Source organism: Pseudodesulfovibrio sediminis (genome assembly GCF_020886695.1).
Lineage (GTDB): Bacteria > Desulfobacterota > Desulfovibrionia > Desulfovibrionales > Desulfovibrionaceae > Pseudodesulfovibrio > Pseudodesulfovibrio sediminis.
This window is the reverse complement of the sequence record NZ_AP024485.1, coordinates 2,077,594-2,101,956: the sequence shown is the minus strand read 5'-3', so window position 1 is coordinate 2,101,956 and position 24,363 is coordinate 2,077,594. Positions and strand designations below refer to the sequence as shown.

27 protein-coding genes are annotated in these 24,363 nt (G+C 56.9%); 15 read left to right on the top strand and 12 right to left on the bottom strand.

Going from position 1 to position 24,363, the window contains the following annotated elements; genetic code table 11:
- The first annotated feature begins 12 nt into the window (after positions 1-12).
- From SRBAKS_RS10130 to metW, 9 genes are all read left to right on the top strand, one after another.
- On the top strand, positions 13-456 hold the full coding sequence (locus tag SRBAKS_RS10130; RefSeq protein WP_229590760.1) for a DMT family transporter: 444 nt from the start codon (positions 13-15) through the stop codon (positions 454-456).
- 46 nt (positions 457-502) lie between these two features.
- Positions 503-1,369: a UbiA-like polyprenyltransferase gene (locus SRBAKS_RS10125; protein ID WP_229590759.1), complete on the top strand. Its 867-nt coding sequence runs from the start codon at positions 503-505 to the stop codon at positions 1,367-1,369.
- Positions 1,370-1,401: 32 nt separating this feature from the next.
- Positions 1,402-2,241: a GNAT family N-acetyltransferase gene (locus SRBAKS_RS10120; RefSeq protein WP_229590758.1), complete on the top strand. Its 840-nt coding sequence runs from the start codon at positions 1,402-1,404 to the stop codon at positions 2,239-2,241.
- 3 nt (positions 2,242-2,244) lie between these two features.
- A complete protein-coding gene (locus tag SRBAKS_RS10115) occupies positions 2,245-2,646 on the top strand; it encodes a rhodanese-like domain-containing protein (protein ID WP_229590757.1) in 402 nt (133 codons plus the stop codon).
- Positions 2,643-3,053 (top strand): FosX/FosE/FosI family fosfomycin resistance hydrolase, encoded by a 411-nt coding sequence (fosX, locus tag SRBAKS_RS10110; RefSeq protein WP_229590756.1) that lies wholly within the window; start codon positions 2,643-2,645, stop codon positions 3,051-3,053. Before SRBAKS_RS10115 ends, fosX begins: the two co-directional genes overlap by 4 nt.
- A 106-nt stretch (positions 3,054-3,159) precedes the next feature.
- Complete coding sequence (locus tag SRBAKS_RS10105) at positions 3,160-3,945, top strand: HoxN/HupN/NixA family nickel/cobalt transporter (RefSeq protein ID WP_229590755.1); 786 nt, start codon at positions 3,160-3,162, stop codon at positions 3,943-3,945.
- A gap of 12 nt (positions 3,946-3,957) precedes the next feature.
- Positions 3,958-4,368, top strand: coding sequence for a MarR family winged helix-turn-helix transcriptional regulator (locus SRBAKS_RS10100; protein WP_229590754.1), 411 nt, complete (start codon positions 3,958-3,960; stop codon positions 4,366-4,368).
- Between the two features lie 80 nt (positions 4,369-4,448).
- Positions 4,449-5,633: a homoserine O-acetyltransferase MetX gene (gene metX / locus SRBAKS_RS10095; RefSeq protein ID WP_229590753.1), complete on the top strand. Its 1,185-nt coding sequence runs from the start codon at positions 4,449-4,451 to the stop codon at positions 5,631-5,633.
- A complete protein-coding gene (gene metW, locus SRBAKS_RS10090) occupies positions 5,630-6,232 on the top strand; it encodes a methionine biosynthesis protein MetW (RefSeq protein WP_229590752.1) in 603 nt (200 codons plus the stop codon). Before metX ends, metW begins: the two co-directional genes overlap by 4 nt.
- A gap of 458 nt (positions 6,233-6,690) precedes the next feature.
- On the opposite strand, the gene SRBAKS_RS17905 is transcribed toward metW, so the two are convergent.
- Positions 6,691-6,996, bottom strand: a complete 306-nt coding sequence (locus tag SRBAKS_RS17905) for a GyrI-like domain-containing protein (protein ID WP_347339429.1) — start codon at positions 6,994-6,996, stop codon at positions 6,691-6,693.
- 6 nt (positions 6,997-7,002) lie between these two features.
- On the bottom strand, positions 7,003-7,305 hold the full coding sequence (locus SRBAKS_RS17900; protein WP_347339428.1) for a hypothetical protein: 303 nt from the start codon (positions 7,303-7,305) through the stop codon (positions 7,003-7,005).
- 118 nt (positions 7,306-7,423) lie between these two features.
- On the opposite strand from SRBAKS_RS17900, the gene SRBAKS_RS17860 reads away from it, so the two are divergent.
- Positions 7,424-7,738, top strand: coding sequence for a transposase (locus tag SRBAKS_RS17860; RefSeq protein WP_347339469.1), 315 nt, complete (start codon positions 7,424-7,426; stop codon positions 7,736-7,738).
- A 320-nt stretch (positions 7,739-8,058) separates the two neighbouring features.
- Here SRBAKS_RS17860 and SRBAKS_RS10075 read toward each other — a convergent pair whose 3' ends face one another.
- From SRBAKS_RS10075 to SRBAKS_RS10065, 3 genes are all read right to left on the bottom strand, one after another.
- Entirely contained in the window at positions 8,059-9,330 is a 1,272-nt protein-coding gene (locus tag SRBAKS_RS10075) for a glycosyltransferase (protein ID WP_229590750.1), read from the bottom strand.
- Positions 9,327-10,496 carry a glycosyltransferase family protein gene (locus SRBAKS_RS10070; protein WP_229590749.1) on the bottom strand — a complete coding sequence of 390 codons (1,170 nt, stop codon included), beginning with the start codon at positions 10,494-10,496 and terminating at the stop codon, positions 9,327-9,329. The genes SRBAKS_RS10075 and SRBAKS_RS10070 overlap by 4 nt, the downstream gene beginning before the upstream one ends.
- Before the next feature lie 106 nt (positions 10,497-10,602).
- Entirely contained in the window at positions 10,603-11,709 is a 1,107-nt protein-coding gene (locus SRBAKS_RS10065) for a radical SAM protein (protein WP_229590748.1), read from the bottom strand.
- Positions 11,710-11,813: 104 nt separating this feature from the next.
- On the opposite strand from SRBAKS_RS10065, the gene SRBAKS_RS10060 reads away from it, so the two are divergent.
- From SRBAKS_RS10060 to SRBAKS_RS10045, 4 genes are all read left to right on the top strand, one after another.
- Complete coding sequence (locus SRBAKS_RS10060) at positions 11,814-12,584, top strand: polysaccharide deacetylase family protein (RefSeq protein WP_229590747.1); 771 nt, start codon at positions 11,814-11,816, stop codon at positions 12,582-12,584.
- Positions 12,585-12,681: 97 nt separating this feature from the next.
- Positions 12,682-13,554, top strand: a complete 873-nt coding sequence (locus tag SRBAKS_RS10055; protein WP_229590746.1) for a GNAT family N-acetyltransferase — start codon at positions 12,682-12,684, stop codon at positions 13,552-13,554.
- Between the two features lie 43 nt (positions 13,555-13,597).
- Complete coding sequence (locus SRBAKS_RS10050; RefSeq protein WP_229590745.1) at positions 13,598-14,185, top strand: WbuC family cupin fold metalloprotein; 588 nt, start codon at positions 13,598-13,600, stop codon at positions 14,183-14,185.
- A gap of 69 nt (positions 14,186-14,254) precedes the next feature.
- Positions 14,255-15,166 carry a DMT family transporter gene (locus tag SRBAKS_RS10045; protein WP_229590744.1) on the top strand — a complete coding sequence of 304 codons (912 nt, stop codon included), beginning with the start codon at positions 14,255-14,257 and terminating at the stop codon, positions 15,164-15,166.
- 150 nt (positions 15,167-15,316) lie between these two features.
- Here the strand turns inward: SRBAKS_RS10045 and SRBAKS_RS10040 are convergent, their stop codons facing one another.
- From SRBAKS_RS10040 to SRBAKS_RS10025, 4 genes are all read right to left on the bottom strand, one after another.
- Positions 15,317-16,384, bottom strand: a complete 1,068-nt coding sequence (locus tag SRBAKS_RS10040) for a M24 family metallopeptidase (protein ID WP_229590743.1) — start codon at positions 16,382-16,384, stop codon at positions 15,317-15,319.
- Positions 16,385-16,391: 7 nt separating this feature from the next.
- Complete coding sequence (locus SRBAKS_RS10035) at positions 16,392-17,753, bottom strand: protoporphyrinogen/coproporphyrinogen oxidase (RefSeq protein ID WP_229590742.1); 1,362 nt, start codon at positions 17,751-17,753, stop codon at positions 16,392-16,394.
- 114 nt (positions 17,754-17,867) lie between these two features.
- Positions 17,868-19,058: a THUMP domain-containing class I SAM-dependent RNA methyltransferase gene (locus tag SRBAKS_RS10030; protein ID WP_229590741.1), complete on the bottom strand. Its 1,191-nt coding sequence runs from the start codon at positions 19,056-19,058 to the stop codon at positions 17,868-17,870.
- Positions 19,059-19,070: 12 nt separating this feature from the next.
- Complete coding sequence (locus SRBAKS_RS10025; protein WP_229590740.1) at positions 19,071-20,336, bottom strand: hypothetical protein; 1,266 nt, start codon at positions 20,334-20,336, stop codon at positions 19,071-19,073.
- Between the two features lie 308 nt (positions 20,337-20,644).
- Here SRBAKS_RS10025 and SRBAKS_RS10020 point away from each other — a divergent pair, with 308 nt between their 5' ends.
- Entirely contained in the window at positions 20,645-21,196 is a 552-nt protein-coding gene (locus SRBAKS_RS10020; RefSeq protein ID WP_229590739.1) for a hypothetical protein, read from the top strand.
- Between the two features lie 87 nt (positions 21,197-21,283).
- Here SRBAKS_RS10020 and serS read toward each other — a convergent pair whose 3' ends face one another.
- From serS to hisC, 3 genes are read right to left on the bottom strand one after another with little or no spacing between them, the layout of a single operon-like run.
- Positions 21,284-22,561 carry a serine--tRNA ligase gene (serS, locus tag SRBAKS_RS10015; protein ID WP_229590738.1) on the bottom strand — a complete coding sequence of 426 codons (1,278 nt, stop codon included), beginning with the start codon at positions 22,559-22,561 and terminating at the stop codon, positions 21,284-21,286.
- Positions 22,554-23,249: a (d)CMP kinase gene (gene cmk, locus SRBAKS_RS10010; protein ID WP_229590737.1), complete on the bottom strand. Its 696-nt coding sequence runs from the start codon at positions 23,247-23,249 to the stop codon at positions 22,554-22,556. Before cmk ends, serS begins: the two co-directional genes overlap by 8 nt.
- Complete coding sequence (gene hisC / locus SRBAKS_RS10005) at positions 23,242-24,342, bottom strand: histidinol-phosphate transaminase (RefSeq protein WP_229590736.1); 1,101 nt, start codon at positions 24,340-24,342, stop codon at positions 23,242-23,244. The genes cmk and hisC overlap by 8 nt, the downstream gene beginning before the upstream one ends.
- Positions 24,343-24,363: the final 21 nt, after the last annotated feature.

The window sequence follows — 24,363 nt, the reverse complement described above, 5'->3', positions numbered from 1 at the left end:
GCGGAGATTTGCATGAAATGGATCTATGTCTGTTACGCCCTGTTGGCCGGGGCGTTGTTGCCCATTCAGGCCGGAGTCAATCTGCGGTTGCGTGGGTCGCTGGGGGATCCCATATGGGCTGCCACGGTTTCCTTTGGCGTCGGCACGCTCGCTCTGCTGGCATATGGGTTGATCACCCGATCGCCGCTGCCGACCCTGACCATGGTCGGGACCGCTCCGGCGTGGGCGTGGATAGGTGGTTGTTTCGGCGCGTTTTTCGTGTTCTCGACCATTGTCCTTGCCGGGCAACTGGGCGCGGCCACCATGATGGCATGGCTGCTGGCCGGACAGTTCCTGGCAGCATTGATTCTGGATCATTTCGGATTGATCACATTTGATGTACGCATGATCTCATGGCAACGTATTCTGGGCGTGATCCTGCTTGTGGCAGGAGCCTTGATGGTCAATAAATATTAATCGGGCGCAGCGCGCTCTCTACTTTCTCAGCCGCCGGAGGCATTACGTGAGTATACTCAAAAACCTCAATACCATCTGCCGTATGATAAAGATCGAGCACTCGATTTTTGCCTTGCCTTTTGCCTATATGGGCGCATTTCTGGCCGCCGACGGCTGGCCGGGGCTTTACAACCTTGTCGTGTTGACCATCGCCATGGTGTCGGTCCGTTCCTTTGCCATGGCCTTCAACCGGTATGCGGATCTGGATATTGACCGGGAGAATCCGCGTACCCAGAAACGCGAACTGGTTACCGGCGAGCTGTCCACCGGGTTTACGCTGGTCTTTATCGTGGCCATGGCTGTGGTCTTTATCGTGGCCTGTGCCATGATGAACCCGCTCTGCTTCATGCTGTCACCTGTCGCGCTCGGACTGTCCGCCTTTTATTCCTTTTGCAAGCGGTTCACCTATTGGTGTCACTTCGTGCTGGGCATGGTGCTGGGGCTGGCCCCTGTGGCCGGCTGGCTGTGCGTGGACCCGCAGGTCACGCTGCCCGCGGCGCTGCTTTTCTGCGGCGTGACCATGTGGGTTGCCGGGTTCGACCTGCTCTATGCCTGTCAGGATGCTGACTTTGATCGGGAGCGCGGCCTGCACTCCATCCCCTCACAGCTGGGCGTGGCCGCCGCACTTGGCATCTCCACCCTGAGCCACGTGCTCACCGCCGTCCTGTTCCTGCTGGCAGGCTGGGCCGCCGGGCTGGGGGCAATCTATGTTACCGTGGCAGCCATTGTGGGCGTGATCCTCACGGCAGAGCATCTGCTGGTCAAAGAGGATGACATGAGTCGCGTCAACGTGGCATTCTTTACCATGAACGGCGTGATTTCCGTGGTGCTCTTTTTCGGGACGTTACTCGATTTGTCTTTATTGGGGCACTAAGCAGATACAGCGAGTTCGCACAGGAGGCGATCATGGCAGACAGACCGATAATCCGGACAATGACCCGTGAGGATATGGATGTTGCCATTACATTGGCAGCCGCGGAAGGGTGGAATCCGGGCCTGACTGACGGTGCGAGTTTTTATGCCGCTGATCCCGATGGCTTTTTCATCTCCGAGCTGAACGGTGAGCCTGTCGGCACCATCTCCGCTGTGCGATACGGCAGCGGTTTCGGATTTATCGGGTTGTATATCGTGGTCCCTGCCATGCGGGGCAAAGGGTATGGGCTGGATCTGTGGAACCACGCCATGACCTACCTTGAAGGGCGCAATGTCGGGCTGGATGCCGTTATCGAGCAGGAGCAGACGTACAAGAAAGCCGGATTCACTACTTTTTACAGATCAGCTCGATATGAGGGCGTGGGCGGCGGCACCAAACCGGATGGCGTGACCCCGTTGCAACAGCTCGATATGGCTATGGTCGCCGAATATGACCGCCAGTGCTTTCCGGCTGCACGGGATGCCTTTTTGCAAGCGTGGCTGTCGCCGTCGGTCGTCACGGCGTTTGGCGTTGTGGACAGGGACAGGCTGACTGGATTCGGCGTTATTCGTCCCTGCAAGTCGGGGTACAAAATCGGACCGCTGTTTGCTGACAGTGCCGGAGTCGCAGAGATGCTCTACAGGGCGCTCAAAGCATCGGTGCCCGATGAACCCGTGTATCTTGATGTCATCTCGCCCAACAAGGCCGCGCTTGAACTGGTCAAACGACATGGCCTGCACGAAATCTTTGCTACCGTACGCATGTATACCGGTGGCGCGCCAGACGTGGCCCTGAAAAAGGTGTACGGCATCACCTCTTTTGAGTTGGGGTGAGACATGAGGGGACTTCGCTTCGTTCTTTTCCTTCTGTTCATACTGGTGGCGTGGGATCTCGGCTGGTGGTATGTGGCCGGTGTCCCTCCCATGGCCCCGTGGTCGCTCAAGGCCGTCCGGGAACAGGGGGCCGGGCCGGTCATCATTGATGTGCGCAGTCCTGCTGAATACGCGTATTTTCATATTCCCGGCGCAGTCAATGTGCCGTATCCCGCTACCCTGGCGGAGCTGGCCATGGTTTCGCCTGATCCCCTCAAGCCCGTGGTCGTGGTCTGCATGACCGGTCACCGTTCACCGCCGGTGGCCCGCCAACTCATGCAGGGCGGCTACACGGACGTTCATAATCTGACCTGGGGCATGCTGGCGTGGAAACTCTTTGGCGGCGAAAGCGTGTCAGGGCAATGATCCAAGGGCTGAGTCATATAACCCTGATCGTCCATGATCTTGACCGTATGACTGATTTTTTGACAACGATTTTTGACGCCGAGCAGGTCTACGACAGCGGCGATGCCCACCATTCTCTTTCTCCTGAACGATTCTTCCGTATCTGTGATGTCTGGCTGGCGATCATGAAAGGAGACGCGCTGCGCGACAAGACCTACAATCATCTTGCCTTCAAAATCCCTGATGCGGAATTTGACGCCTATGAAAAGCGTGTCCACGAATATGGCGTCGAGGTTCGTGCCAGCCGTTCTCGAATAGGTGGAGAAGGGCGTTCTCTCTATTTTCATGACCACGACAATCATCTCTTTGAACTGCATACCGGGACGCTTGATGATCGATTGGCTGCGTATGCGGCTGCCGTCAAATAATTCTGTGTAAGTGACGCCATGCAAAGTCGCTTGACAATCAAACTAGTTTGCGGATAGATGCTTTGAAGTTCAAACAATATGTTTTTCAAACAAAGAAGAGAACAGTATGGAACTCGATTCAATATTCTGGGTGGCATTGCAGAGCAGTCTTGTCCTTGGGCTGGTCCATGGTATCAACCCCTGCGGGCATTCGTGGCTGGTGCTTGCGCCGTTTGTGTATGGAGAAAAACAGGGGCGGCGGGTCTTTTCCCTGACCTCGGCTTTCATCATGGGCACTACCTTGGGATGTCTGATCATCGGCTTGACCCTGGGGTCCATTTCGTTGGCCATCCCGGCTTCGTTAACCTTTTATGTGGACCTGGCGACCTTTGTGATTCTCATGGCGCTGGGGTCCATTCTCATCGTTAAACCGTCCTTGTTGCATAACCACGACCATGACCACGACCACGATCATGCGCACGGGCATGATCATACACATGACCATCAGCACCATGACAGTCACGACCATCATGACCACGAGCATCACCATGACGACCACGAGCACGACCATGCGGCGTGCGCCCACTGCCACGGTACTCCGTCCAAGACCAAAACCATCACGCTCTGGGGGCTCTTTTCCATCGGGTTCATCAACATGATCGTGCCCTGCCCCACAGTGGCGATCATGTATACCTATGCGTTGGATTCCGGCAGCGTGTTCAAGGGGACCATGGTCTTTGCGTCCTATGCCCTTGGTACGGCCATTGCCTTGGCCGGTGTCATCTATGCCATCTACAAGGCGACCAGCTTTGTGCGCGCGCTGAAACAGGAGTGGATCGAGCCCATGGTCATGCGGACGGCAGGCGCGTTGACCATCGCCTTTGGGGCGTACAGTCTGTACCTGTCTGTATAACAAGGACTTTTCATGATCAAAAAAATCAATCATGCCCTTATTGAGTTCTTCGAAAAGCTCTCGTCCTGGGAACAGGACGTCGTGCGTGAAAAAGGCATGACCCTGCCGCAGATGCACACTCTGGAGGTGCTAGGCATCCATGGCGCCATGCGGATGAAGGAACTGGCCGCGGCCATGGGCATCACCACCGGAACTCTGACCGTGCAGGTGGACAGGCTGGAGGCCAAGGGCTACCTGCGCCGCATCCCCCACGAAACCGATCGTCGGTCCATCAACGTGGACCTGACTGAATCCGGCCGCGAGCTTTTTGAAGAACATGACCGGCTGCATCTGCGGCTTACCGAGGATCTGGTCGCGGCCTGTCCCAAGGATGATCGTGCCGCATTGCTCCGCTGTCTGTCCGTCATGAATGAGGAATTCTGATTCCCACGATCAAAAATCGCAATGGCTCGGGAGCATCCGGCCATTGACCACGGCCCCTTACCTGCCGTACCTTTGCCTGTATGAGTGAATACATCGATCACGACAGCACCGGCCAGTCCATCGGGCTGGTCACGAAGCATACCTTCACCTTTGGCGAGTCCGGGCAGGGCATTTCCCTTGATTCCGGGCGGTCCCTCGGGCCGGTGAAATTGGCCTATGAGACCTGTGGCACCCTTAACAGCGACAAGTCCAACGCCATTCTGATCTGCCACGCCCTGACCGGCGATTCCCACATGGCCGGTTATTACTCGGAAGATGACCCCAAGCCCGGCTGGTGGGACATCATGGTCGGGCCGGGCAAGCCGCTCGATACTGACAAATATTTTTTCATCTGCTCCAATGTAATCGGCGGGTGCATGGGGTCGACCGGTCCGGTCTCCACCAACCCCGAGACCGACAAGCCCTACGGCACGGCCTTTCCCGTGGTCACCATCGGCGACATGGTGCAGTGCCAGCGGCATCTCATTGATCATTTGGGCATCGACAAGCTGCTGGCCGTGGTCGGCGGGTCTGTGGGCGGCATGCAGGTTCTCGAATGGTCCGTGCGCTATCCTGAGCGTGTCCGCGCGGCCCTGCCCCTGGCCACCACCACCAAGCATTCGGCCCAGGCCATCGCCTTCAACGAGGTCGCCCGTCAGGCCATCATGGCCGACCCCAAGTGGAACAAGGGCGATTACTACGAATCAGGCCGTCCGGAGCACGGATTGGCCGTGGCCCGTATGGTCGGTCACATCACCTATCTTTCCGACGAGTCCATGCGGCACAAGTTCGACCGCCGGCTGCAGGATCGCGTGGAGCTTTCCTTTGATTTCGAGGCCGATTTTCAGGTCGAAAGCTATCTGCGCTATCAGGGCAACAAGTTCGTGGACCGATTTGACGCCAACTCCTTTCTCTATCTGACCAAGGCCGCCGACTATTTCAACCTCGAAAACACCTATGGCGACGGCTCGCTGGTGGCTGCGTTCTCCCGCGCCAGCTGTCGGTATCTGGTCATCTCCTTTACCTCGGACTGGCTGTACCCGACCTATCAGTCCAAGACCATGGTCAAGGCCATGAAGAAGAATGGGTTGAATGTCAGTTTCTGCGAGATCGAAGCCCCGTGGGGGCACGACGCCTTTCTCCTGCCCAATGACCGTCTCAACGGTCTGCTGACCGGGTTCCTTGATCGCGTGACTGCCGATTGCGGCATCGGAGGCGCCCAATGAGATTTGATCTGCAAGTCATTGCGTCCTGGATTGAACCTGAGTCCAAAGTGCTCGACCTCGGCTGTCGGACCGGTTCCCTGCTCGCCTATCTGACCAGGGAAAAGCAGATTTACGGCACTGGCATCGAAATTGACGAAAACGCAGCCGGAGAAGCCATCTCCAAAGGTCTCTCCGTCATTCACGGTGATATTTACGAAGAGATCGAAGATTACCCGGACAACGCCTTTGATTACGTCATCCTTTCACAGGCGCTCATGCAGGTGCTTGATCCCGAGACGCTCATTCGTGAAATGCTCCGGGTCGGCAAGCTCGGCATTGTCTCCTTCCCGAATTTCACCCACTATAAAAATCGGTTTCAGATGTTCTTCACCGGACGTGCGCCCATGTCCAAGGAGCTGCCCTACGAGTGGCACAATTCCCCGAACATCCGCGTCATCCCCATCATCGATTTCCGCCGCTTCTGCCGCGCCATGAACGTGCCGATCGTCAAGGAAGTGGCCATCTCCACACACCACCACGACGAAAAAGGGCGGGTCATCACCTTCCTGCCCAACCTGTTCGCCACCTTCGGCATCTTCATGCTGGGGCAGCCTGAATAAGGAGGGGCCTACCGGCGGTCGCTTTCAGCGGGACCAGAGAACCTTTTGAAAAAGGGTCTCTGGACTCTCCAAAACTTTGTATCGCGCCTTCGGCGAGGGTGTGTGAGGGCGAGAAAGTTTGCTGTCGAATGCACGCAGAGCCAGAGCATGATTGAGGATGCTGGGAATCGTTGTCAGCGTACTGTGACGTTGGCTGAAGTGAAGAGCATTTAGTATTTTTTTATCGGTATTCTGTAGGGTTTGCACAAATCAATGATGACAGCAAGTTGCTGCAATTTTTTGTTATTTATACACATGGAACCGAACATAAGTCGACTAACAGATAGAGTCGAGCGAGAAAGAAGAAAGGACACTTAACGCGCAAGGCATTTTCCATAAATATTGTAAAAGAGCCCCGGATTGTTACCGGGGCTCTTTTACAATATTCGATATTGAGGAAAAATCGCACATTGAAATGCTTATTTCTGAAATGGTTGTCTAATGATTGTTTTCCAGTTTTCAGGTTTAGCGCGTCGAATATCACTTAAATATACTTCGTGATGCAAGCCGGTACGAACTCCATCCATGCTGCGGATGAAATCATGTAGCTTTTGAATTGTAGGGCCTTCTTCAGAAAATGGTCCTATATGCATAATTTGAGCTGTATCCCCTTCATGGAATTCTTCAAATCGAAGTTGTTCCAGACGAATTTTCTTCTTTTTCTCAACAATAGATATATGTGTTCCGACTAGCTCCTCATCTATCCACTCGGGTTGAGCTATCATCAGTGTTCACTTCCAAATATCCTTATTCTTGACATTGAAGTCATCCATATTGTCTGTCCACCACAGGCCTTCCAGTGGGTAAACACGGTAATCGATTTGGAGTTGGCTTTTCTTAATAGCAAATTTCAACGCATATGAAACTGAGAATAACATTTCGCACGCACTTTGAAATTTCGCACATTCATTGGGATTTCCGTGGCCATCGACCATAAGGTAGTTCATGGCTGGTACCTTGACGACACTGCATTTTTTTGCAGATGGCCTATAAATATCTGGAAACTGTTTCTGGTAGTCGACTTTATCTGACATTGGTTTCTCGGGCTATTAAAAGGTTTACCGCTGCCATATTGCAACAGGGCAATTTGCTTTGCTTGATATTTATCATCATTTTTATAAAATTTCACTCAATTGATTAGTATTCCACTTCCTGCTTGAAGCGCAGGCACGCAAAATATCCCTTCCGGAAGTCGCGGAATGGGATGACGAAACGGTTCGCGCCAAGTTCCAGCAACTGCGGTGGCCGAAAACAGAGGGTGAGCCGTATTGTCCGACATGCGGTAGCGTGGATCACTATTTCATCAAGGCAAGGAAGCAGTGGCGATGCAAGGATTGTGGACATACCTATTCAGTGACCAGTGACAACTGGCTGCATTCCACCAAGGTTGGTTTCGAAAAGCGTCAGATCGACAACCCCCTGTTTTGCGGGTTCGTCTTGCTCTGTCGGATTGAACTTTTTGGCTAACTGGCTAATATGTTTCCAAATATTTTTCCCGTTCAAGCGTGCCTATTTGATAGTTCCCTGGAAACAGGGAGTCAATACAACTCTCTGCTATATATCAAATGTTTTTATATAATTACCTGAAAAAAGAAAACGACGCATCATGTTGATACATGACGCGTTGTTTATTCGTTTTCTTTTTCCCAATTCGCCAACCGGCACAGCAGGCTAACGTACGCCCCCGAGCGAAGCGAGCTAGGGGATTCTTAAGGCCCTAGGCCTTGAGCGGGTCCAGGGCTGCGCCCTGGTCTCTCCGAAGGAGCCGCCGGAGGCATCCCTCGCGTCTACTTGCCGCAGGGGACACCGTGCGACTTATAGATTTCGCCCAGATCGTGGATGAGTTTCTTGTTGTCGAAGAGCTTGAGCACCTGCTCGCGTGCTGCGGGGATGATTTTTGCTCGCAGCTCGTTGTCGGTCAGGATGCGACGCAGGATATCGGCCAGTGCGTTGACGTCGTTGGACGGGCAGAGCATGCCGGTTTCTTCGTGGGTGACAAGTTCGGGCACGCCGGACACGTCTGTGGCGGCGACGGGGACGCCGGTGGCCATGGATTCGGCCACGACGTTGGGGATGCCGTCGCGGTCGCCGTCCTGGGCTTCGCGGCAGCCGAGGGTGAAACAATCGGCTGAGCCGAGCAGGTCGATGACCTCGTCGTGGGTGATGGTCCCGGTGAGGGTGGTCACGTCGTCGAGGCAGAGTTCCTTGATGAGATTCTCGATCTTCCTGTTGAACTTGGCTTTGCCTTCGCCCACCAGGGTGTAGTGGAACTCAAGCCCCTCGGCCCGGAGTTTGGCGAGCGCGCGCAGGACGGTATCAAGCCCTTTCTTTTCGACGAACCGGGCCACGGTCAGGATTTTGTAGGGTGGCTTTGCGGTGGTGGTTCGGCCGTTTGGCGAGAAAAGATCGAGGTTGATGCCGTGGTACACGCAGTGAATGGGGTTGCCGTTGGCAACGGTTTTTTTGAGATACTGTTCATTGTATTTGGTGCAGGTGACCACGAATTTGGCGAGGTCGACCTTGTCTTCAATACGGCGCGGGTCCTGTGTGTAGATATCCTTGGCATGGGCCGTGAAGGAGAAGGGGACATCGGCGAGCTTGGCGGCGTACATGGTGACCGTTGTCGGCGTGTGCGCGAAGTGACCGTGCAAATGGCCGAGGTCCACGCCATCGTCGATGACGGATTTCTGCATGATGTAGCCGGCCTGCAGCATGTGCTTGATCCAGGTGTATTTCTTGGGAGCGAGCGCATACCGTTTTTTCATGAGCTTGAGGCACTCGCGGTACCGTGCGGGCATGCGCAGGAAGAGGCGGATATTGTGCCACAGGAAAGCGGGCAAGCCGAAGAACATGGAAGACGGCAGATAGGTGACCTTGGCCTTGATCTGTTTGATGGAGTCGTGGGAGAAATTTTCACGCGGGGCGCGCATGGAGTAGATGTGGATGATGAATCCCATCTCTTCGAGCAATCTGATTTCGTTGGAAATGAAGGTCTCGGAAATGCGCGGATACCCCTTGAGCACCATGCCAAGGGTTGTTTTTTTTGGGGCGGTACTCATGAGTTGCAATTCTCTCTGAAATATTCGAGACGGTTGCGCATGACTTCCAGGCCGGTCATGGCAAAGGTTTCCAGTTCAGCCTCGTAGACGCTGGGGTCGTCCAGCAGGGCGTTGACTTTTTCACGCATGGTTTCGGGGGAGACCTCATCCCATTTGATGAAGTCGCACAAACAGCGCTCCTTGAAGACCTGGGCACGGATGAGCTGTTCCTGACGCGGGTTGTCTCGCGGGATGATGAGCGCCGGCTTCTTGAGCGACAGGATTTCGCACATGGAGTTGTAGCCGCCCATGGAGACCACGAGGTCGGCCTTGGCCATGCGTTTTTCCATGTTGCGCACAAAGGGCTTGATCTGCACCTTGAGTGCGCGGGCGCGGTCGGCCAGCTCGTCCAGACGGTCCGGGGAAAGGAAGGGACCGGTGATCATGAGCGTCTTGAAATCCACGGAGCCGTTGGTCTCGAGCATCTTGAGATAGGTGTCGAGCACGGAATAGCCGTCACCGCCGCCGCCGATGGTGACCACCACCTGCTTGTGCTTGCGTTTGGTCTTGCGGGTGCGGGGGATCTTGCGCGGGATGTAGCCGGTGAACACGGTTTTTTCCGCGATGTCTTCGGGAAAGGCATACTCCGTGATGGGGTCATACATGGCCTTGTAGCCGTAGACCCAGATTTCGGAATAGAGGTTGCGCAGGACCTCGGGAAATTTCTTGCGGTTCCAGTCTGCCTGGGTGGACGCGGCGTCATCGAGGATGTCGCGCAGGCCGAGGACGACGCGGGTGCACGGCAGGTTCTTCTTGATCCACTTGAGGGTGGGCAGCACTTCGCCCTTGAGTCCGGTGGGCACCTTGTCCACGATAAAGAGGTCGGGCTTGAAGGTCTTGGCTGTGGCCGAAATGATGTTCGTGCGGATGGAGATGGCGATCTTCGGGTCCACCTTGATGGAGTGGGGCACGTAGATGACGTTGGTTTTCTTGATCATGCCAGGCATGCGCACGAAGTCGATACCTCTGGGCATGGTGTACCGCCCCACAATGGGCGACCCCGTAACAATGAGGATGTTAACCTCCGGGCCTACCAGGTTGCGAGCAATGGCCATGGTGCGGCGAATGTGTCCCAGACCATAGGTGTCGTGGGAGTACATCAATATGTTGTATGCTTTTTTTTCCATGTAGGTCCGTGTAAAATAAAAACGCCGGTTTGAATCCCTTCCCCGGCAACCAGAGAAAGGTAACGGCTTGTGTCTGTTCTGTCCAGAAAAGGTCGCGCAGCCCCGACTACGAGAGGTCGGGATTCACGTCCAGGCATATCTCCGGGTCAAAGTTCTGATCGCCGGCTTGCGCCCCGGCAAGGTTGCGAGCGTACCGTTCGTTTTCGGGCATGCATTCGAGGGCTGTCTTGAAATGGGCGATGGCGTTGGCGAAGTCGCCTTTGCGCCAGTCGAGCACGCCAAGGTTGTTCTCGGCGCAGGGGTGTCCGGGGTCGGCCTCCATGGCAGCCTCAAAGGAGGTTCGTGAGGTGATGTTTTCCGCGACCACCGCATATTGTACGCCGTCCACCAGATGTTTCTGGGCCGGTGAGAGCTGGACATGGGCCAGCCCCTGGCAGGGACACCGCTTCTTGATGCAGGGTTCGGCTTTTTGCAGAAAGTTGACCGTGTCCAGGATGTTGCCGAGCACGGTCTTGTCGCCGGGGCAGCGGAAGATGGTGCCGTCGGCCTCCATGCGCAACAGTGTTTTGCCTGCGGTGCAGGGTACGTCGTAGAAATTGAAGGCCACCTTCTTGCCCTGTTCCGGGTGATCCAGGAAGATGTCCCTGGCCCGTTCGCCGTAGGCCTCGGGGTAGCGGCGGCCATTGAACTCGCCGCGGAAGGGACGTGGCGTGATGACGATGCCGTGACTGGCATAGAACTTTCGGTCGATGTGGAATCGTTTTTCAAGGTTGGGGTGGACCACGTAATTGACGATGATCGTGAACCCGGAGTCGATGAGAAGCCGCGCGTTCCTGATGAAGGCTTCCACGCCCTTGAGCCGTTCGCGCTCCTCGATGTGCAGGGCGACATAGAGATTGTGGACCCGTTTCGGGTCGATGCGCCGGGCAAACTCTTTGACTTTGGACGGGATGGACAGGTTGGTATCTATGCCGATGACATGGGAGGAGGTCAGGGTCTCGCAGACATCCACAAAATCCGGGTAGATGAAAGGTTCCCCGCCGGTCAATCCGATTTTCCAGGTTTGTCCCGTACTGTCCAGGACCTCTTTGATGCGGTTGGCATCAAGGGTTTCCGTCACGGGGGTATTGTCATGCGGAAAGTAACAATAGTCACAACGGAAATTGCACTTTCTGGTCATGTTCCAGATGATGGTGTTCACAGGTGGATTCATTGGTATTGAGCCTCCGTGGATGGTCTGCCATGTATCGCGCAAAATATCCAGCAGCGATATTGGCAATTGTCAGTGACCTCTGCTAGTATACCGGTCCTATGACTATGAATGCATTACTTACAGAACTTGACGCATGGCAGTCGGTCGGTTTGACCGCTGAGCTGTGGTGGCGTGACGATGATGCCGTGGAGCCCACGGTGGAGCTGGATCGACTTATTCGGATCAGTGATCGATTCGGTGTTCCCTGTGGTCTGGCTGCCATCCCGGCCAAGGCGGGCGAGCCGCTCAGGAAGACCATCTCCGATGCCGCTGGTATCTGGATTCTCCAGCACGGCTACGCGCACACCAACCATGCGACCCCCGGATCCGGCACTGGCGCCTGGGAACTCGGGCTGCACCGATCCCAGTCCATCGTGTTGGAGGAATTGCGCGAGGGCATGCGCAAATTCACGCAGCTGTACAAGGGCCGGTTCATCCCCTGCCTTGTACCGCCGTGGAACCGCATCGACCCCGAGCTGCTGCCCTATCTGCCTGTCCTGGGCTTCCGCGGCCTGTCCGCAAGCTACAAGAAAGATCGTCCGGTGCCGCCCGACGACCTGCGCGTGGCAGACTGCCATTGCGACGTGTTGTACTGGAAGGACAAGCCCAAGGTCCGTTTTACGGGCACGGAAAAAAGCGTGCAGTTCATTGTGGAGCACCTCAGGAACAAACGTCTCAGCCTGGCCGATGCCTCTGAGCCGACCTGTGTGTTGACCCACCACCTTGTCATGGATGAGGACGCCTGGACTTTCATGGAAGAGCTTTTTTCCCTGACCGGCGATCATCCCGCAGCAACCTGGCTCAGCCCGGCGGATATCTGGCCTTCCAAAGAGTAACCGGGTCGGATTATTGGGATGTTTTTCACCCTTGCATCGCATGAAGTATCGCCGTATCCTCCTCCGCAACCCGTCAGAATATGAATGCGAGGAGCATATGACCGCTACTTTACGTCCAGTAATTGCCGGAGATATTCCGGCACTTTGTCAGTTTTTGCACGACAATATGAATCCTGATATTTCCGTTGATCGCTGGCGTGCGCTTTTTTCTCATGGTTGGTGGAAGACGGCCCCCTGTTCCCAGCCCGATCTGGGCATCGTGGCCGAAGATGCAGGGCGGATTGTCGGCTTTCATGGACATGTCTGTGCAGAGCGGACCATCAACGGCAGGACCGAGCGTTTTCTGAACTTCACGTCCTGGTATATCCTCAAGGAATACCGGAAGATCGGTCTGGGTTCCAGAATGCTCGAGATGGCCACTGCCGATCCCGAAACCACCTGCACGGTCTTTTCCCTTTCGCCCAAACGCATCGACTTTTTCAAGACACTGGGATTGTCCGTGCTGGAAGAGGAGCGGCTTCTGTGGCGTAAACAGGGCGCGCCTGTCGACAATCTGGAGCTGGTCACCGACCCGGAGAAAATCCGCTACAGCGTGGATTTGCAGGACGTGCAGATTCTGGAAGATCACAAGAACATGCCGGTCATCCCGGTCATCGCCACCACCCTGTGTGCGCAATGTCTGCTGCTGCTCTCCAAGGCAGTGAAGGCGGATGGCGTGACTTACTACGACGTACTTTTCCGCAGTAATCCTGGCCTGTTCTCCACCCGTGCGCGGCACATAGCCGAACTGCTTCTGCCTGACGAGAATTTCGTGCTGGCCGCTGACCGTCGATTCGTGGACGGCGATAACGCCGGTGGCGAGGTGGAAGTGATCAGGTCGCCCCGTTTTTACAAGTCGGCCCGGGTGCAGCCTGGCGACATAGACCTCGCGTACTCCGAAATTCCACTGCTTGGCCTCAAGTTGGATTAGGTCCAGCCTTGCCGAAAAGTCTGTGGCAGGGTATTATGACCTCATGACTGAAGAAAAAATACATATTCCCACGGCCCTGGATGCGCCAGACACTGACGTCACCCCGCTCACGTTGAGCCTGCTCGGCCAGCTTCTGAGCCTTTCCCGCGAGAGTGGGCGCCGCCGGATGCTGCAAAAGCTGCATAAGAGCGACGAGGCTTCGGTCCACCGCATGTTCAATGCGCTGCAGCCCGGCACCTATTTCATGCCGCACCGGCATCTTGACCCGATCAAGGATGAGACCATTCTTGTCATGGCCGGGGCCATGATGTTCATCGAATTTACCGATGAAGGCGAGATAGCCCGGAACATCCTGCTTCAGCCAGGCACTGAAATATTCGGTGTCGACGTGGCTCCCCATGTCTATCATACCTATATCCCCCTCAAGCCGGATACGCTGATTTTCGAGTGCAAGACCGGGCCGTATGTCGCTGAAACGGACAAGAATGTCCCGGATTGGGCACCGAGAGAAGGCAGCCCCGAGGCTGAGCCGTATCTGCTGAACCTGATCAAGGTCCTGGCCGAACAGGCCAGCGTCGCCGCAGAGCAGGCCAAGGCAGACGAGGACAAGGGCAAAGAGACCAAGCAGTAGCCGGTTCGGTCTGCTTGCCGATATCGGGCGAATCACGTACATGAGATGATCTTTCATCAGGAGATCATTGTGAATTCACGTACGCTCAGAGCCGATATACTGCTTTTCATCACTGCCGCCATCTGGGGGCTTGCCTTTGTGGCCCAGCGTGTGGGCATGGAGCACGTGGGACCGTTGACCTTCAACGGCATCCGGTTCGCTCTTGGGGCGCTTGCCCTGACTCCGCTCATCCTGACTCTGGAGAAACGGCGCACGCCGGACAATCACGGCACAGACAAGAAAAAGATGGCTCTCGGAGGGCTGTTGCTCGGGCTGGCGCTGTTTGCCGGTGCCTCGCTGCAACAGATCGGGCTGGCCGGTCCGCAGTTGGCCGCGCTGGGCTTTGAGGCCTCCACGGCCGGCAAGGCGGGATTCATCACCGGACTGTACGTCGTCCTTGTTCCCATTTTCGGACTGGCCCTGGCGCAGCGTCCCGGATGGGGCACCTGGATCGGCGCGACACTGGCCGTGGTGGGCATGTATCTCCTGTCCGTGACCGCTGATCTGACCATTTCCTTTGGCGACCTGCTCATTCTCGTCGGCGCGCTCTTCTGGGCCGGTCACGTCCTGCTTATCGGCAAGTTGTCGCCCGGACTCGACGCGGTGGACGCCATCAAGCTGTCCACTGTGCAGTTTGCCGCGTGTGCCGTGCTTTCGCTTATAGGGGCTGCTGTGACGGAAGAGTTCACCATGACCGGCCTCATGGGCGCGGCCCCGGCCATCGCCTATGGCGGGCTGATGTCCGTGGGAGTCGCCTACACCCTTCAGGTGATCGCGCAGCGGGATGCAGAACCGGCCCACGCAGCCATCATTCTCAGTCTGGAAGCGGTTTTTGCCGCTATCGGCGGCTGCCTCATGCTGGGTGAAATATTGACCGTGCGGGCCATGATCGGCTGCGGTCTCATGCTGGTCGGCATGCTCCTGAGCCAGCTCCGTCCATAACGCCTGTTCCTTGTCGCCGGAGACGAACTCTCCCGCCCGGTCCAGCCGCAAGGTGGCTTTTTCCCTGATTTATTTTGTCCTGTTTTTCCACTAAAAAAGGCCGCCCACAGGACGGCCTTCATGTTTTCAGTGCGGTCTGACGGAGTGGCTCTACAACACCCGGCAGCCGTCTTCGGTGACGAGCACTTCGTATTCCCAACGGATACCGCCCCATGCGGGGTCGTACAGTCCGGGTTCCACGGTCACGACCATGTCGGGCTTGAGCGTGCCTTGCGCGGCCTTGCTCAGGCTCGGCGGTTCATGGGTTTCCAGGCCGACGCCATGGCCCAGGCCGTGGGTGAACATGGCTTCCACGCCCTCTTTGGCAAAAACCGCATAGGCGGCTTCATAGGCTTCCACGTAGGTCAGGCCCGGCTTGATGATGTCGATGGCCGCCTGCTGGGCTGCGCGGACCTGATCCATGGTCTTGCGGAACCGGTCGGATGGCTTGTCGCCCACCCAGAAGGTGCGGGTCTGGTCCGAGTTGTAGTCGAGGTACCGGCAGCCGGTGTCGATGAGCACCAGCTCGTTCTCGCGGAGTTTGGTCTCGCCGGGAATGGCGTGCGGCAGGGCCGCATTGGGACCCACGCCCACGATGGAGGGGAAGGCCATGCCTTCGGCTCCGTGTTCGCGGAAGTATTTTTCGATGAGCCAGGAGATGTCAGCCTCGGTTCGTCCGGGGATGAGCTCGCCCTCAATGTATTCGAACAGCTCATGGTTGATGCGGATGGACTCTTCCATTCTATGGATTTCATCGGCATCCTTGTAGATACGCAAGGCCTCCACGATATTCTCGGTGACCTTCAGGTCCATGTGGTCGGCCAGCTTGTCGTAGTCGAAAAGATGGAGTGCCTTGGGTTCAAAGCCCATGGCCTTGACCCCTTTGCCCTTGAGAAAATCCGAGACTTGTTTGTGCTTGCTGGCGCTGTATACGCAGATGTTCTCCTCTTTCCAGACTTTTTTTGCCGCATCGGTATAGCGGGGGTCGGTGAAGAGGTAGTCCTCGTCCGGAGTGACCACGATCCAGCCAGAGGACTCGTTGCACTGGGCGTCGTGCAGTTCAAAGCCGGACAGGTAATAGCGGTTGGCAGCAAGAGAGACGAGCATGGCGGGCAGGTTGCGGGCCTCCATCTCTTCCTTGAGATCCTGGCGTCGTTTTTCGAAAACAGCGGTATTCATATCGAGCTTAATCCATTGTGTAAGTACGTTCAGGGGTGTCGAGCATCATGCGCTCGGCCCATTCCACTCCCTGCATGACCGAATGGTCCATGTTGGAGACTTCATACTTCCAGCCGCCGAAACGGCCGCGGGAGTAGATATCCATGGCTTCCAGCCGGGGGTGCAGAACAGACAGCGCGCCGTCGCGTTTCAGGCAGGGTACGGGATACCCGTAGTCGACGTCGATGCTCCACTTGGTGATGACGTCGTCCACTCTGGTCGCGTCCACCATGGACGTGTTTACCAGACCCTCTATGGTCCGGTCCATGAGTTCATCCACTTTTTCGGGCTTGTGTTCGGAGAAGGAAGACTCGCACATGTAGGCAAGCTGCGTGCCGGGGCGGGCCACGTTATTGGGAGAATAATTGTGAAAATTGGTGACGCGGTAAAACGGCGAATCCGACTCCGGGTAGTACATCCAGCAACGCGAATCGACCTCGGCAGGGTCCTTGATATCCAGACCGACACCGGCCACGAACACCGAGTTGTGGGTGAGCTGGTTGGCCGCGTCGATCATGGCGTCGTTTTTATCCGTCAGCCAGTCCCGTGAAAGCCGGTCAATGGGGGCGGTGTTGAGCAGGGTGTCGTATTCCACGGTCAGCCCCGTGTTCGTGGTCACGGTCTTGGCCGTGGCGTCGATGGAGACCACGGATTGACCATACTGCACCTTGCTTTTGAGCCGTCCTGCCATGCGACGGAAGATTTCTCCGGTGCCGCCGTGCAGGGGAAATTTGAAGGTGTTGTTGGGGCCCCAGGCCACATCGTCCTGCTCCAGAATGATGTTCTTGAGGACTTTCTTGAGGTCCACCACGGACACGCGCTCGCCAATCCAGTCGAACTGCATCATCTCGGGCGGCGTGGCCCAGACCTTGAAGTTGTACGGATTCATGAAGTGCCGGGCGATACCCGCGCCAAAGATATACTCAATCCACTGACCGAAATTTTTGGGCGAGACCGTGGTGCGGTTACCGGGCAGGAGTCCCTTGACGCATTCCCAGCGCGCCTCTTTTGGCAGGTGGCGGATATTGTTCTGAAACGGATAGGGAACCCATGTGTTGTTTGAGCGCACCCAGGATTCGCGCTCGTGCTCCAACCGGTCATCGCCCAGCAGGGAGTCCATGAGATCGTCGAAATAGTCGTAGTGGGAAAAGACCACGTGTCCGCCGATGTCCCAGGTGAACCCTGCGTCGTCGGTGAAACTGGAGGCCAGCCCGCCCGCATGGTCAAAGCGTTCGAGCACCAGGAAATCATCCATGCCCATCTCATTGAGACGGTGAGCCGCACCCAGCCCGGTGGGGCCTGCGCCGATAATCAGGTATTTCGTCTTCACGTTCGGTCCTTATGTCCTTCGGGGGAAGTTCTTTCCAATTGAAGCAACATATCAAGTTTGGTGCCAAGGCCATACTTGCCGGGTCCGGTCCTGTGAAGAAAACCGGAGAAGCGATCAGGATTCAGGGGCGCTTATGGCCTTTTTGGACCCTGCGTACAGTTCGTATTCCAGCAGTCGGCATTCGATCTTGGCGTTCCAGAAGATCTTGCGGCTCTTGGTACGCAGTCCCACGCGCTTGGCGAGTCGGGAGTTGCCGGTGAAGATGAAGCCCGTTTTACCGCCGCATTCCTTTTTGAAAAAGTCGCCGATCCCTTTGTACACACTTTCGAGTTTGTCCATTTCGCCCAGCCGTTCGCCGTATTCCGGGTTGAGCATGACAATGCCCGGCCCTTCGGGGATTTCGGTCTCGGAGTAGTCGCAGACCGCGAACTCGATGAAGTCGCCCACCCCGGCCAGCCGTGCATTGTCCCGGGCCGCTTCCACTGCCTCGGGGTCGTGGTCCGTGGCGATGATGCGTCCGGTGATCTCCGGGTTCTCGGCATCCTCGGCCGCGCCAAGCATGTCGTCCCAGGCATCTGCATCGAATCCGGGCAGGTGCATGAAAGAGAAGTTGTCGCGCAACAGGCCGGGCGCGCCGTTCAGGGCCATGAGAGCGGCCTCGATGGCCAGGGTGCCCGCGCCGCACATGGGGGCGATGAAATGGCCGCCTTTTTTGGCCAGTTCGGGCCAGCCGGACGAGAGGATGCAGGCCGCCGCCAGGGTCTCCTGCATGGGCGCCTTGTGAGGCCGTTTGCGGTAGCCGCGCCGGGGCAGCGGATCGCCGGTGGTGTCGAGATAGAGGGTGGCCTGGTTGCGGTTCCAGTGCAGAAACAGGCAGACGCCGGACGTGTCCGGTCCCGAGTCGGGGCGCTCCCCGAATTGTTCCATGAATCGATCGGCCACCGCATCCTTGACCCGCAGCCCGGCGAACCGGGAATCGGTCACCGTGGTGTCGCGGATGGCGGCGTCCACGCGGAAATAGCCGTCTTTGGCTATGTAGTCTTCCCAGGGCAGTCCGAGGACTTCCCGGTAGAGTTCGTCAGCGTCAAAGGCACGGAATCGTTTCAGCTCGTGGAAAACTCGATGGCCTGTGCGCACCCACAGGTTGAGGTGCATGCAGTCCTTGAGGGTGCCGTATGTTTCGACTCCTGCATCAAGGGCGTGGGTTCTGTCGAAACCGAGTCCGTGGAGTTCCTCTTCCAGATAGGGAGGGATGTCCTTGGGACAGGTGACGAGGATGGGAGCTTTTTGGGTAAATATAGTCATGGATATCTTTGGTTAGAGTGGGCGCATGTTCCATTCTTTGGTCGGATCGACTTCCGGGGTGTGCGCGGGGGCGGTTGAGGGACGGGCCGTGCGAACATTGAGACTGGATACGGGCGGTGCCAGGGCGAGCATGAACGCCAGGGCGAGAATCGCACCCAGGGTCGGGTCGTAGAGCAGTGGCGTGGACATGCCCTGAGTGAACAGGACCATGGCCAATCCCGCGCCCATGTGGGTAATCCGTTTGAAGAGCAGCACGAAGAAGGCGACCAGAAGCGCACCGGAGATGAAAGCGCCCCAGCCCAGAACGAGCCTGAGCCAGAACGACTGGACATGGGGCAGGTATATCCCCATGACCGCGGATGAACCTGTGGCGGTCTCCCAGACTCTGGTCAGCTCCGGCGGAATGGACATGGGCAGGGCTGATGTCAGCGGCAGGCCGGTTACGAGTATGTCGGGGGCGTTGGCGAACAGGGCTATGGATTTGGCCCACAGCCAGTAGTCCATGTATCGGATGGACTCGGAGGCCGTGATCGGCAGCAGGAATGTGGCGCCGATGAGAGCGAAAAAACAGAGGGTGACAAGTGTTCGGGGGAGCAATGATCCGCGTCCGAAGCAGAGGAAGACCCAGGCTGCGCAGAACAGACCTGTGTGCGACAGTGTGGAGGCCAGCCCGGCCAGTATGAGCCAGCGCCATATCGGTGACCCCTGATCCGGCTCGCCTGTGCCGTCGGGTTTCAGGCTGGCACACAGCGACACCAGCAGCAGCCCGGCCAGGACATCGCTGTTGCCGACCCACCGGAGCGCCGGGGCGGCATGGTATACATACGCTTCCGCAGCCAGATCCAGCATGCAGATGACGCCGAGCAGGGCGCCGTATCGCTGGAAGTCCCGCCTGTTCGGCGTGCCGAACGTAATGGTCCAGAGCCAGCCGAAACCGAGCATGATGAGTGGGGTGAATTCGGGCAGGGCCGCAGAAACGTCGGTCAGTTGCTGGAAAATGTTGTGATGATAGAGGGTCAGGATGGTCACCAGCCCGAGGAACATGGTCAATTCGAATATGAACCGTTTCTTGACCCGCACGCCCGAGCGGCGAAAAAGCATGGCAAAGGCGGTGCCGAGAGCTGCCAGCAGGGCCCATGGCGGAAACGGGGACATGTCGGGAGTCAGGTTCGCATACCGTACCAGTAGCGCACCCAATGGCACGGCCACATAGGCTACGCCAAGGGGAACAGCTGTCATTTTTGACGCGGCCTTGATTGGGGAGTGTTCCTGCTGCATACCGCTTTCCAATTACCTCTTTGACTGGCGCAGGTAAAGGTTCTTTCCGGGGTCGTAAAATGATATGTGCAATGATTTCAACATGAGGATTTTTAATAATTTGAATAAATTGGCGTTTTCGTCAGGAGGTAATTCAGAGCATAAACAGCTGAAATTAAAAGGATAGGCGTGTCGTTTGCGAGGTCTTTTTTGCAACTGCCCTAAATAATTTGAAATTATTGTCCGATAAATAAAAATAGTATACAGTAACATCGTGTTACTGAGCCTGGGGGGGCATGAGTGGACTACGTTACTCGCACGGAGCGTCCATGAGAAAGGTTGCACAGACCTCTGTTGGAAAAGCTGTTCTTTTTGTTTTGGCCGTCACGCTTTTTGTCGGCCAGCTCTCGGGATGTGCCATTGTCGGTCCGGTCCTGAGCATTGGCGGTTTGGCCGGAATCGGACCGCTGTCGTATATCTCCACTGCCTATACCGTTGGTGAATTTTCCTACGAATATGCCGCCAACGACGCAACGCCGGACGAGGTGATCGAGCACAAGATCGACGCTGTGTTGTCGGGTGAGGCCTTTGAGCTGCCTGACTACATGCTGTCAACGCCTGACGGTGTGGAAACCCCCACTTCTTCCACCATGGTGGCTGAAAAGGATGTGGATTCCGAGACGCTGTCTTTTTCTGATGAGGTGCGGCAGAAGCGCATCGCTGCCATTCTCGGCAACCGCGATCAGCAGTTCGAACGTCTCGAATTCAGACGCATGGCCTTTCTCGACGCCAAGCAGAATGACAGGCTGAGCCTGCGCGTATCCTCCAACACCGAGTTGGATTTGTATCAGGGAGCGGTGGACGAAGTCTCCCTGGATTAGCGGTCGTTCGCGATACAACCATTTCAACGAAAATAGGCCGGAAGGAGCGCATCCTTCCGGCCTGTTCTGTTGTCGTATCCCAGCCTGTTACGGCTTGATCTCTTCCAGCCCGCCCATGTAGGGCTTGAGCGCTTCGGGCACCACGATGGAACCGTCTGCCTGTTGGTAGTTCTCCATGACGGCCACTAGGCAGCGGCCTACGGCCAGTCCCGACCCATTGAGCGTATGGGCAAAGGCCTTTTTCTTGGAGTCCTTGGGCTGGAACTTGATGTTGGCCCTGCGTCCCTGGAAATCTTCGCAGTTGGAGCAGGAGGAGATTTCGCGGTAGGTGTTCTGTCCGGGCAGCCAGACCTCGATATCGTAGGTCTTGGTCGCGCCAAAGCCCATATCCCCGGTACACAGGGTGATGGTGCGGTAGGGCAGCTCAAGCAGCTCCAGAATCCGCTCTGCCGAACGGGTCATCGCTTCCAGCGCCTCATACGAATGATCGGGATGGGCAAAGTTGACCATCTCCACCTTGTAGAACTGGTGCTGGCGGATCAGCCCTTTGGTGTCCTTGCCGTACGAGCCTGCCTCGGAACGATAGCAGGGGGTATGGGCGCAGAACTTGATGGGCAGCGCGTCCTCGTCAATGACTTCACCTGCGTAGATGTTGGTCAGCGGGACTTCGGCCGTGGGGATGAGGTAAAACTCGCGGTCATCGGTCAGCTTGAAGAGGTCTTCCTCGAACTTGGGCAGCTGGCCGGTTCCGGTCATGGTCGCCCTGTTCACGATGGTCGGCGGGTTGACCTCGGTGTAGCCATGCTGCTCGGTGTGCGTGTTGAGCATCAGCTGGGCCAGGGCGCGCTCCATGCGGGCGCACCAGTCGAAGCTGACTGAAAAGCGGGAGCCGGTCAGTTTGGCCGCGCACTCGAAATCAAGACCGCCGAGCGCGGTGCCGAGTTCCCAATGCTCCTTGGGGGTGAAATCGAACGTGGGCACTTCGCCCCAGGTGCGCAGGACCGGATTGTCGTCTTCGGATTCGCCGTATGGAACGGATTCGTGCGGGATGTTGGGCACGGACATCATCCATTCCTTCTGGGCGGCCTGAATGTCGGTCAGTTCCCGGTCCAGCTCTTTGGTCCGGTTGGAGACCTCACCCATCTTCTTGAGCAGATCAGAGGCGTCTTCGCCAGCCTTTTTGCGCTTGGCTATTTCAGGGCCGACAGCGTTCTTTTCGGCCTTGAGGGCTTCGACTTCGCCGATCAGCGCCTTGCGCCGGGTGTCGAGGTCGATAAATTCCTGAACGTCTATTTTCGCGTTCCGTTTTTTCAGGGCTTCGCGAACCACGTCCGGGTTCTTCTGCATCATTTTCAAATCAAGCATGGGTAACTCCTTCGTTCCCCGTAGTATCGCAGGCCACGCCTTCTTTCAAGGCGACGAAGACCTGCTCCTTGTTCATGTCTGTCGTGTCGATGGTGGTGGCGTCGTCGGCTGCCTTGAGCGGAGCCACGGCGCGGTTCCTGTCCTGATGATCCCGTTTGGCGATCTGTTCCTTCAGTTCATTGAGGTCCGCAGGCTTGTTCATGGCCTGAAGCTGCTTGAACCGACGGTGGGCGCGTTCGTCCACGGTGGCGTCCAGAAAAAACTTGTGGGGCGCATCCGGGAAGATGACCGTGCCCATGTCGCGTCCTTCCGCTACCAGCGAAAAGCGAGCGCCCAGATCCTGCTGCGCCTTCTTGAGGAAGGAGCGGACCACGGGCAGGGTGGCGACATTGGAGGCCCACATGCCCACCTCTTCGGTGCGGATCTCGTTGCCGATGGGCGTGCCGTTGAGGGACAGGACCGAGTCTTCGCCAATGCCGGAAAGCGCGTATTCGAACGTGTCCAGTTCGGCCTGAATCCGGCCTTCGTCCCACTCCCATGACCCCTCGCCCAGCTTCCAGGCCACGGATCGGAACATGGCGCCGGTGTCGAGGTAGGGGATGGAGAGATGGCGTGCGAGCTGCTTGGCCATGGTGGATTTTCCCACGCCCGCCGGACCGTCAATGGTCACGATGAGCAGGTCAGCCATTGAGAACCTCGCCGAGGGTCTTGATGAAGGTCGCATTTTCAGTGTCCGTACCCACGTTGACGCGCATGCATTGCGGTAGGCCAAAGGACTTGAGCGGACGGATGATGATGCCTTTTTTCAGCAGCTCCTCGAATATTTCCGCCGGGTCCTTGGGCGGCTGGAACATGACGAAATTGGACTGGCTCGGCCAGACCTTGCAGCCGAGTTTGGTCAGCTCGTCAGTGAAATATTCACGGCCACGCATGACCAGTGACAGGGTCTCGTTGTAGAAGACCTCGTCCTCCAGCGCGGCAATGGCGGCCTCTTCGGCCAGCAGGTTCACGGTGAACGGAATGCGGGCGTTCTTGACAAGAGCGGCCAGCTTGTGCGGCAAAATGCCATAGCCGACACGCAGTCCGGCCAGGCCGTAGGCCTTGGAAAAGGTGCGCAGGGCGACGATGTTTTCGAACTGGTCAAAGGCCTGCACCGGGGTGTAGGACTCCGGCGGCCAGGCAAAGTCGATATAGGCCTCGTCCACCACCAGCAGGCAGTCTGCGGGAAGCACGCCGGACAGGGTGGCCAGGTCATCCACGGTGGCGGCCAACCCGGTTGGGTTGTCCGGGCTGGTGACGATGACCATGCAGGTGTTTTCGTCCGCGGCCTCGGCCATTGCGGCCAGAGGGAGGGCGTATTCGGCATCCCGTTTCACTTCGCGGTATTCAAGCCCGGCCAGCTTGGCGCACATGCGGTACATGGCAAAGGCGTTCTCGTAGAAGATCACGTTGGACTTGCCGGGAATGCCCTTCATGCGAAAGAGCATGTCGATGATTTCGTCCGACCCGTTGCCCACCAGCACGCACTCTTCGGGCACGCCTTCGGACCTGGCTATTGTGGCGGCCAGACGGGGCGTATGGTTCTCCGGGTACCGGAAAGCGCGGGCCGCATTCTGGCAGATCACTTTCTGGACAATAGGTGACGTGCCCAGCGGATTTTCATTGCTGGCGAGTTTGATGACCGAGTTGAGGCCATAGAGTTCCTGTATCTGTTCGATGGTCATTCCCGGAACATAGGGCGCGAAGTCCTCGATTTCCGGGCGGACGGTGAAATCTTTCATTGTATCCCTCATAAAAAAAAG

Coding starts and splice junctions, on each gene's coding strand:
- hisC (WP_229590736.1), bottom strand. CDS start 24,342: ATGAAAGATTTCACCGTCCGCCCGGAAATCGAGGACTTCGCGCCCTAT.
- SRBAKS_RS10040 (WP_229590743.1), bottom strand. CDS start 16,384: ATGAATACCGCTGTTTTCGAAAAACGACGCCAGGATCTCAAGGAAGAG.
- metX (WP_229590753.1), top strand. CDS start 4,449: ATGAGTGAATACATCGATCACGACAGCACCGGCCAGTCCATCGGGCTG.
- SRBAKS_RS17905 (WP_347339429.1), bottom strand. CDS start 6,996: ATGATAGCTCAACCCGAGTGGATAGATGAGGAGCTAGTCGGAACACAT.
- SRBAKS_RS10070 (WP_229590749.1), bottom strand. CDS start 10,496: ATGGAAAAAAAAGCATACAACATATTGATGTACTCCCACGACACCTAT.
- SRBAKS_RS10030 (WP_229590741.1), bottom strand. CDS start 19,058: ATGACTATATTTACCCAAAAAGCTCCCATCCTCGTCACCTGTCCCAAG.
- SRBAKS_RS10055 (WP_229590746.1), top strand. CDS start 12,682: ATGACCGCTACTTTACGTCCAGTAATTGCCGGAGATATTCCGGCACTT.
- SRBAKS_RS17900 (WP_347339428.1), bottom strand. CDS start 7,305: ATGTCAGATAAAGTCGACTACCAGAAACAGTTTCCAGATATTTATAGG.
- SRBAKS_RS10060 (WP_229590747.1), top strand. CDS start 11,814: ATGAATGCATTACTTACAGAACTTGACGCATGGCAGTCGGTCGGTTTG.
- SRBAKS_RS10020 (WP_229590739.1), top strand. CDS start 20,645: ATGAGAAAGGTTGCACAGACCTCTGTTGGAAAAGCTGTTCTTTTTGTT.
- SRBAKS_RS10115 (WP_229590757.1), top strand. CDS start 2,245: ATGAGGGGACTTCGCTTCGTTCTTTTCCTTCTGTTCATACTGGTGGCG.
- cmk (WP_229590737.1), bottom strand. CDS start 23,249: ATGGCTGACCTGCTCATCGTGACCATTGACGGTCCGGCGGGCGTGGGA.
- SRBAKS_RS10025 (WP_229590740.1), bottom strand. CDS start 20,336: ATGCAGCAGGAACACTCCCCAATCAAGGCCGCGTCAAAAATGACAGCT.
- SRBAKS_RS10065 (WP_229590748.1), bottom strand. CDS start 11,709: ATGAATCCACCTGTGAACACCATCATCTGGAACATGACCAGAAAGTGC.
- metW (WP_229590752.1), top strand. CDS start 5,630: ATGAGATTTGATCTGCAAGTCATTGCGTCCTGGATTGAACCTGAGTCC.
- SRBAKS_RS10100 (WP_229590754.1), top strand. CDS start 3,958: ATGATCAAAAAAATCAATCATGCCCTTATTGAGTTCTTCGAAAAGCTC.
- SRBAKS_RS10050 (WP_229590745.1), top strand. CDS start 13,598: ATGACTGAAGAAAAAATACATATTCCCACGGCCCTGGATGCGCCAGAC.
- SRBAKS_RS10130 (WP_229590760.1), top strand. CDS start 13: ATGAAATGGATCTATGTCTGTTACGCCCTGTTGGCCGGGGCGTTGTTG.
- SRBAKS_RS10120 (WP_229590758.1), top strand. CDS start 1,402: ATGGCAGACAGACCGATAATCCGGACAATGACCCGTGAGGATATGGAT.
- serS (WP_229590738.1), bottom strand. CDS start 22,561: ATGCTTGATTTGAAAATGATGCAGAAGAACCCGGACGTGGTTCGCGAA.
- SRBAKS_RS10105 (WP_229590755.1), top strand. CDS start 3,160: ATGGAACTCGATTCAATATTCTGGGTGGCATTGCAGAGCAGTCTTGTC.
- SRBAKS_RS10075 (WP_229590750.1), bottom strand. CDS start 9,330: ATGAGTACCGCCCCAAAAAAAACAACCCTTGGCATGGTGCTCAAGGGG.
- fosX (WP_229590756.1), top strand. CDS start 2,643: ATGATCCAAGGGCTGAGTCATATAACCCTGATCGTCCATGATCTTGAC.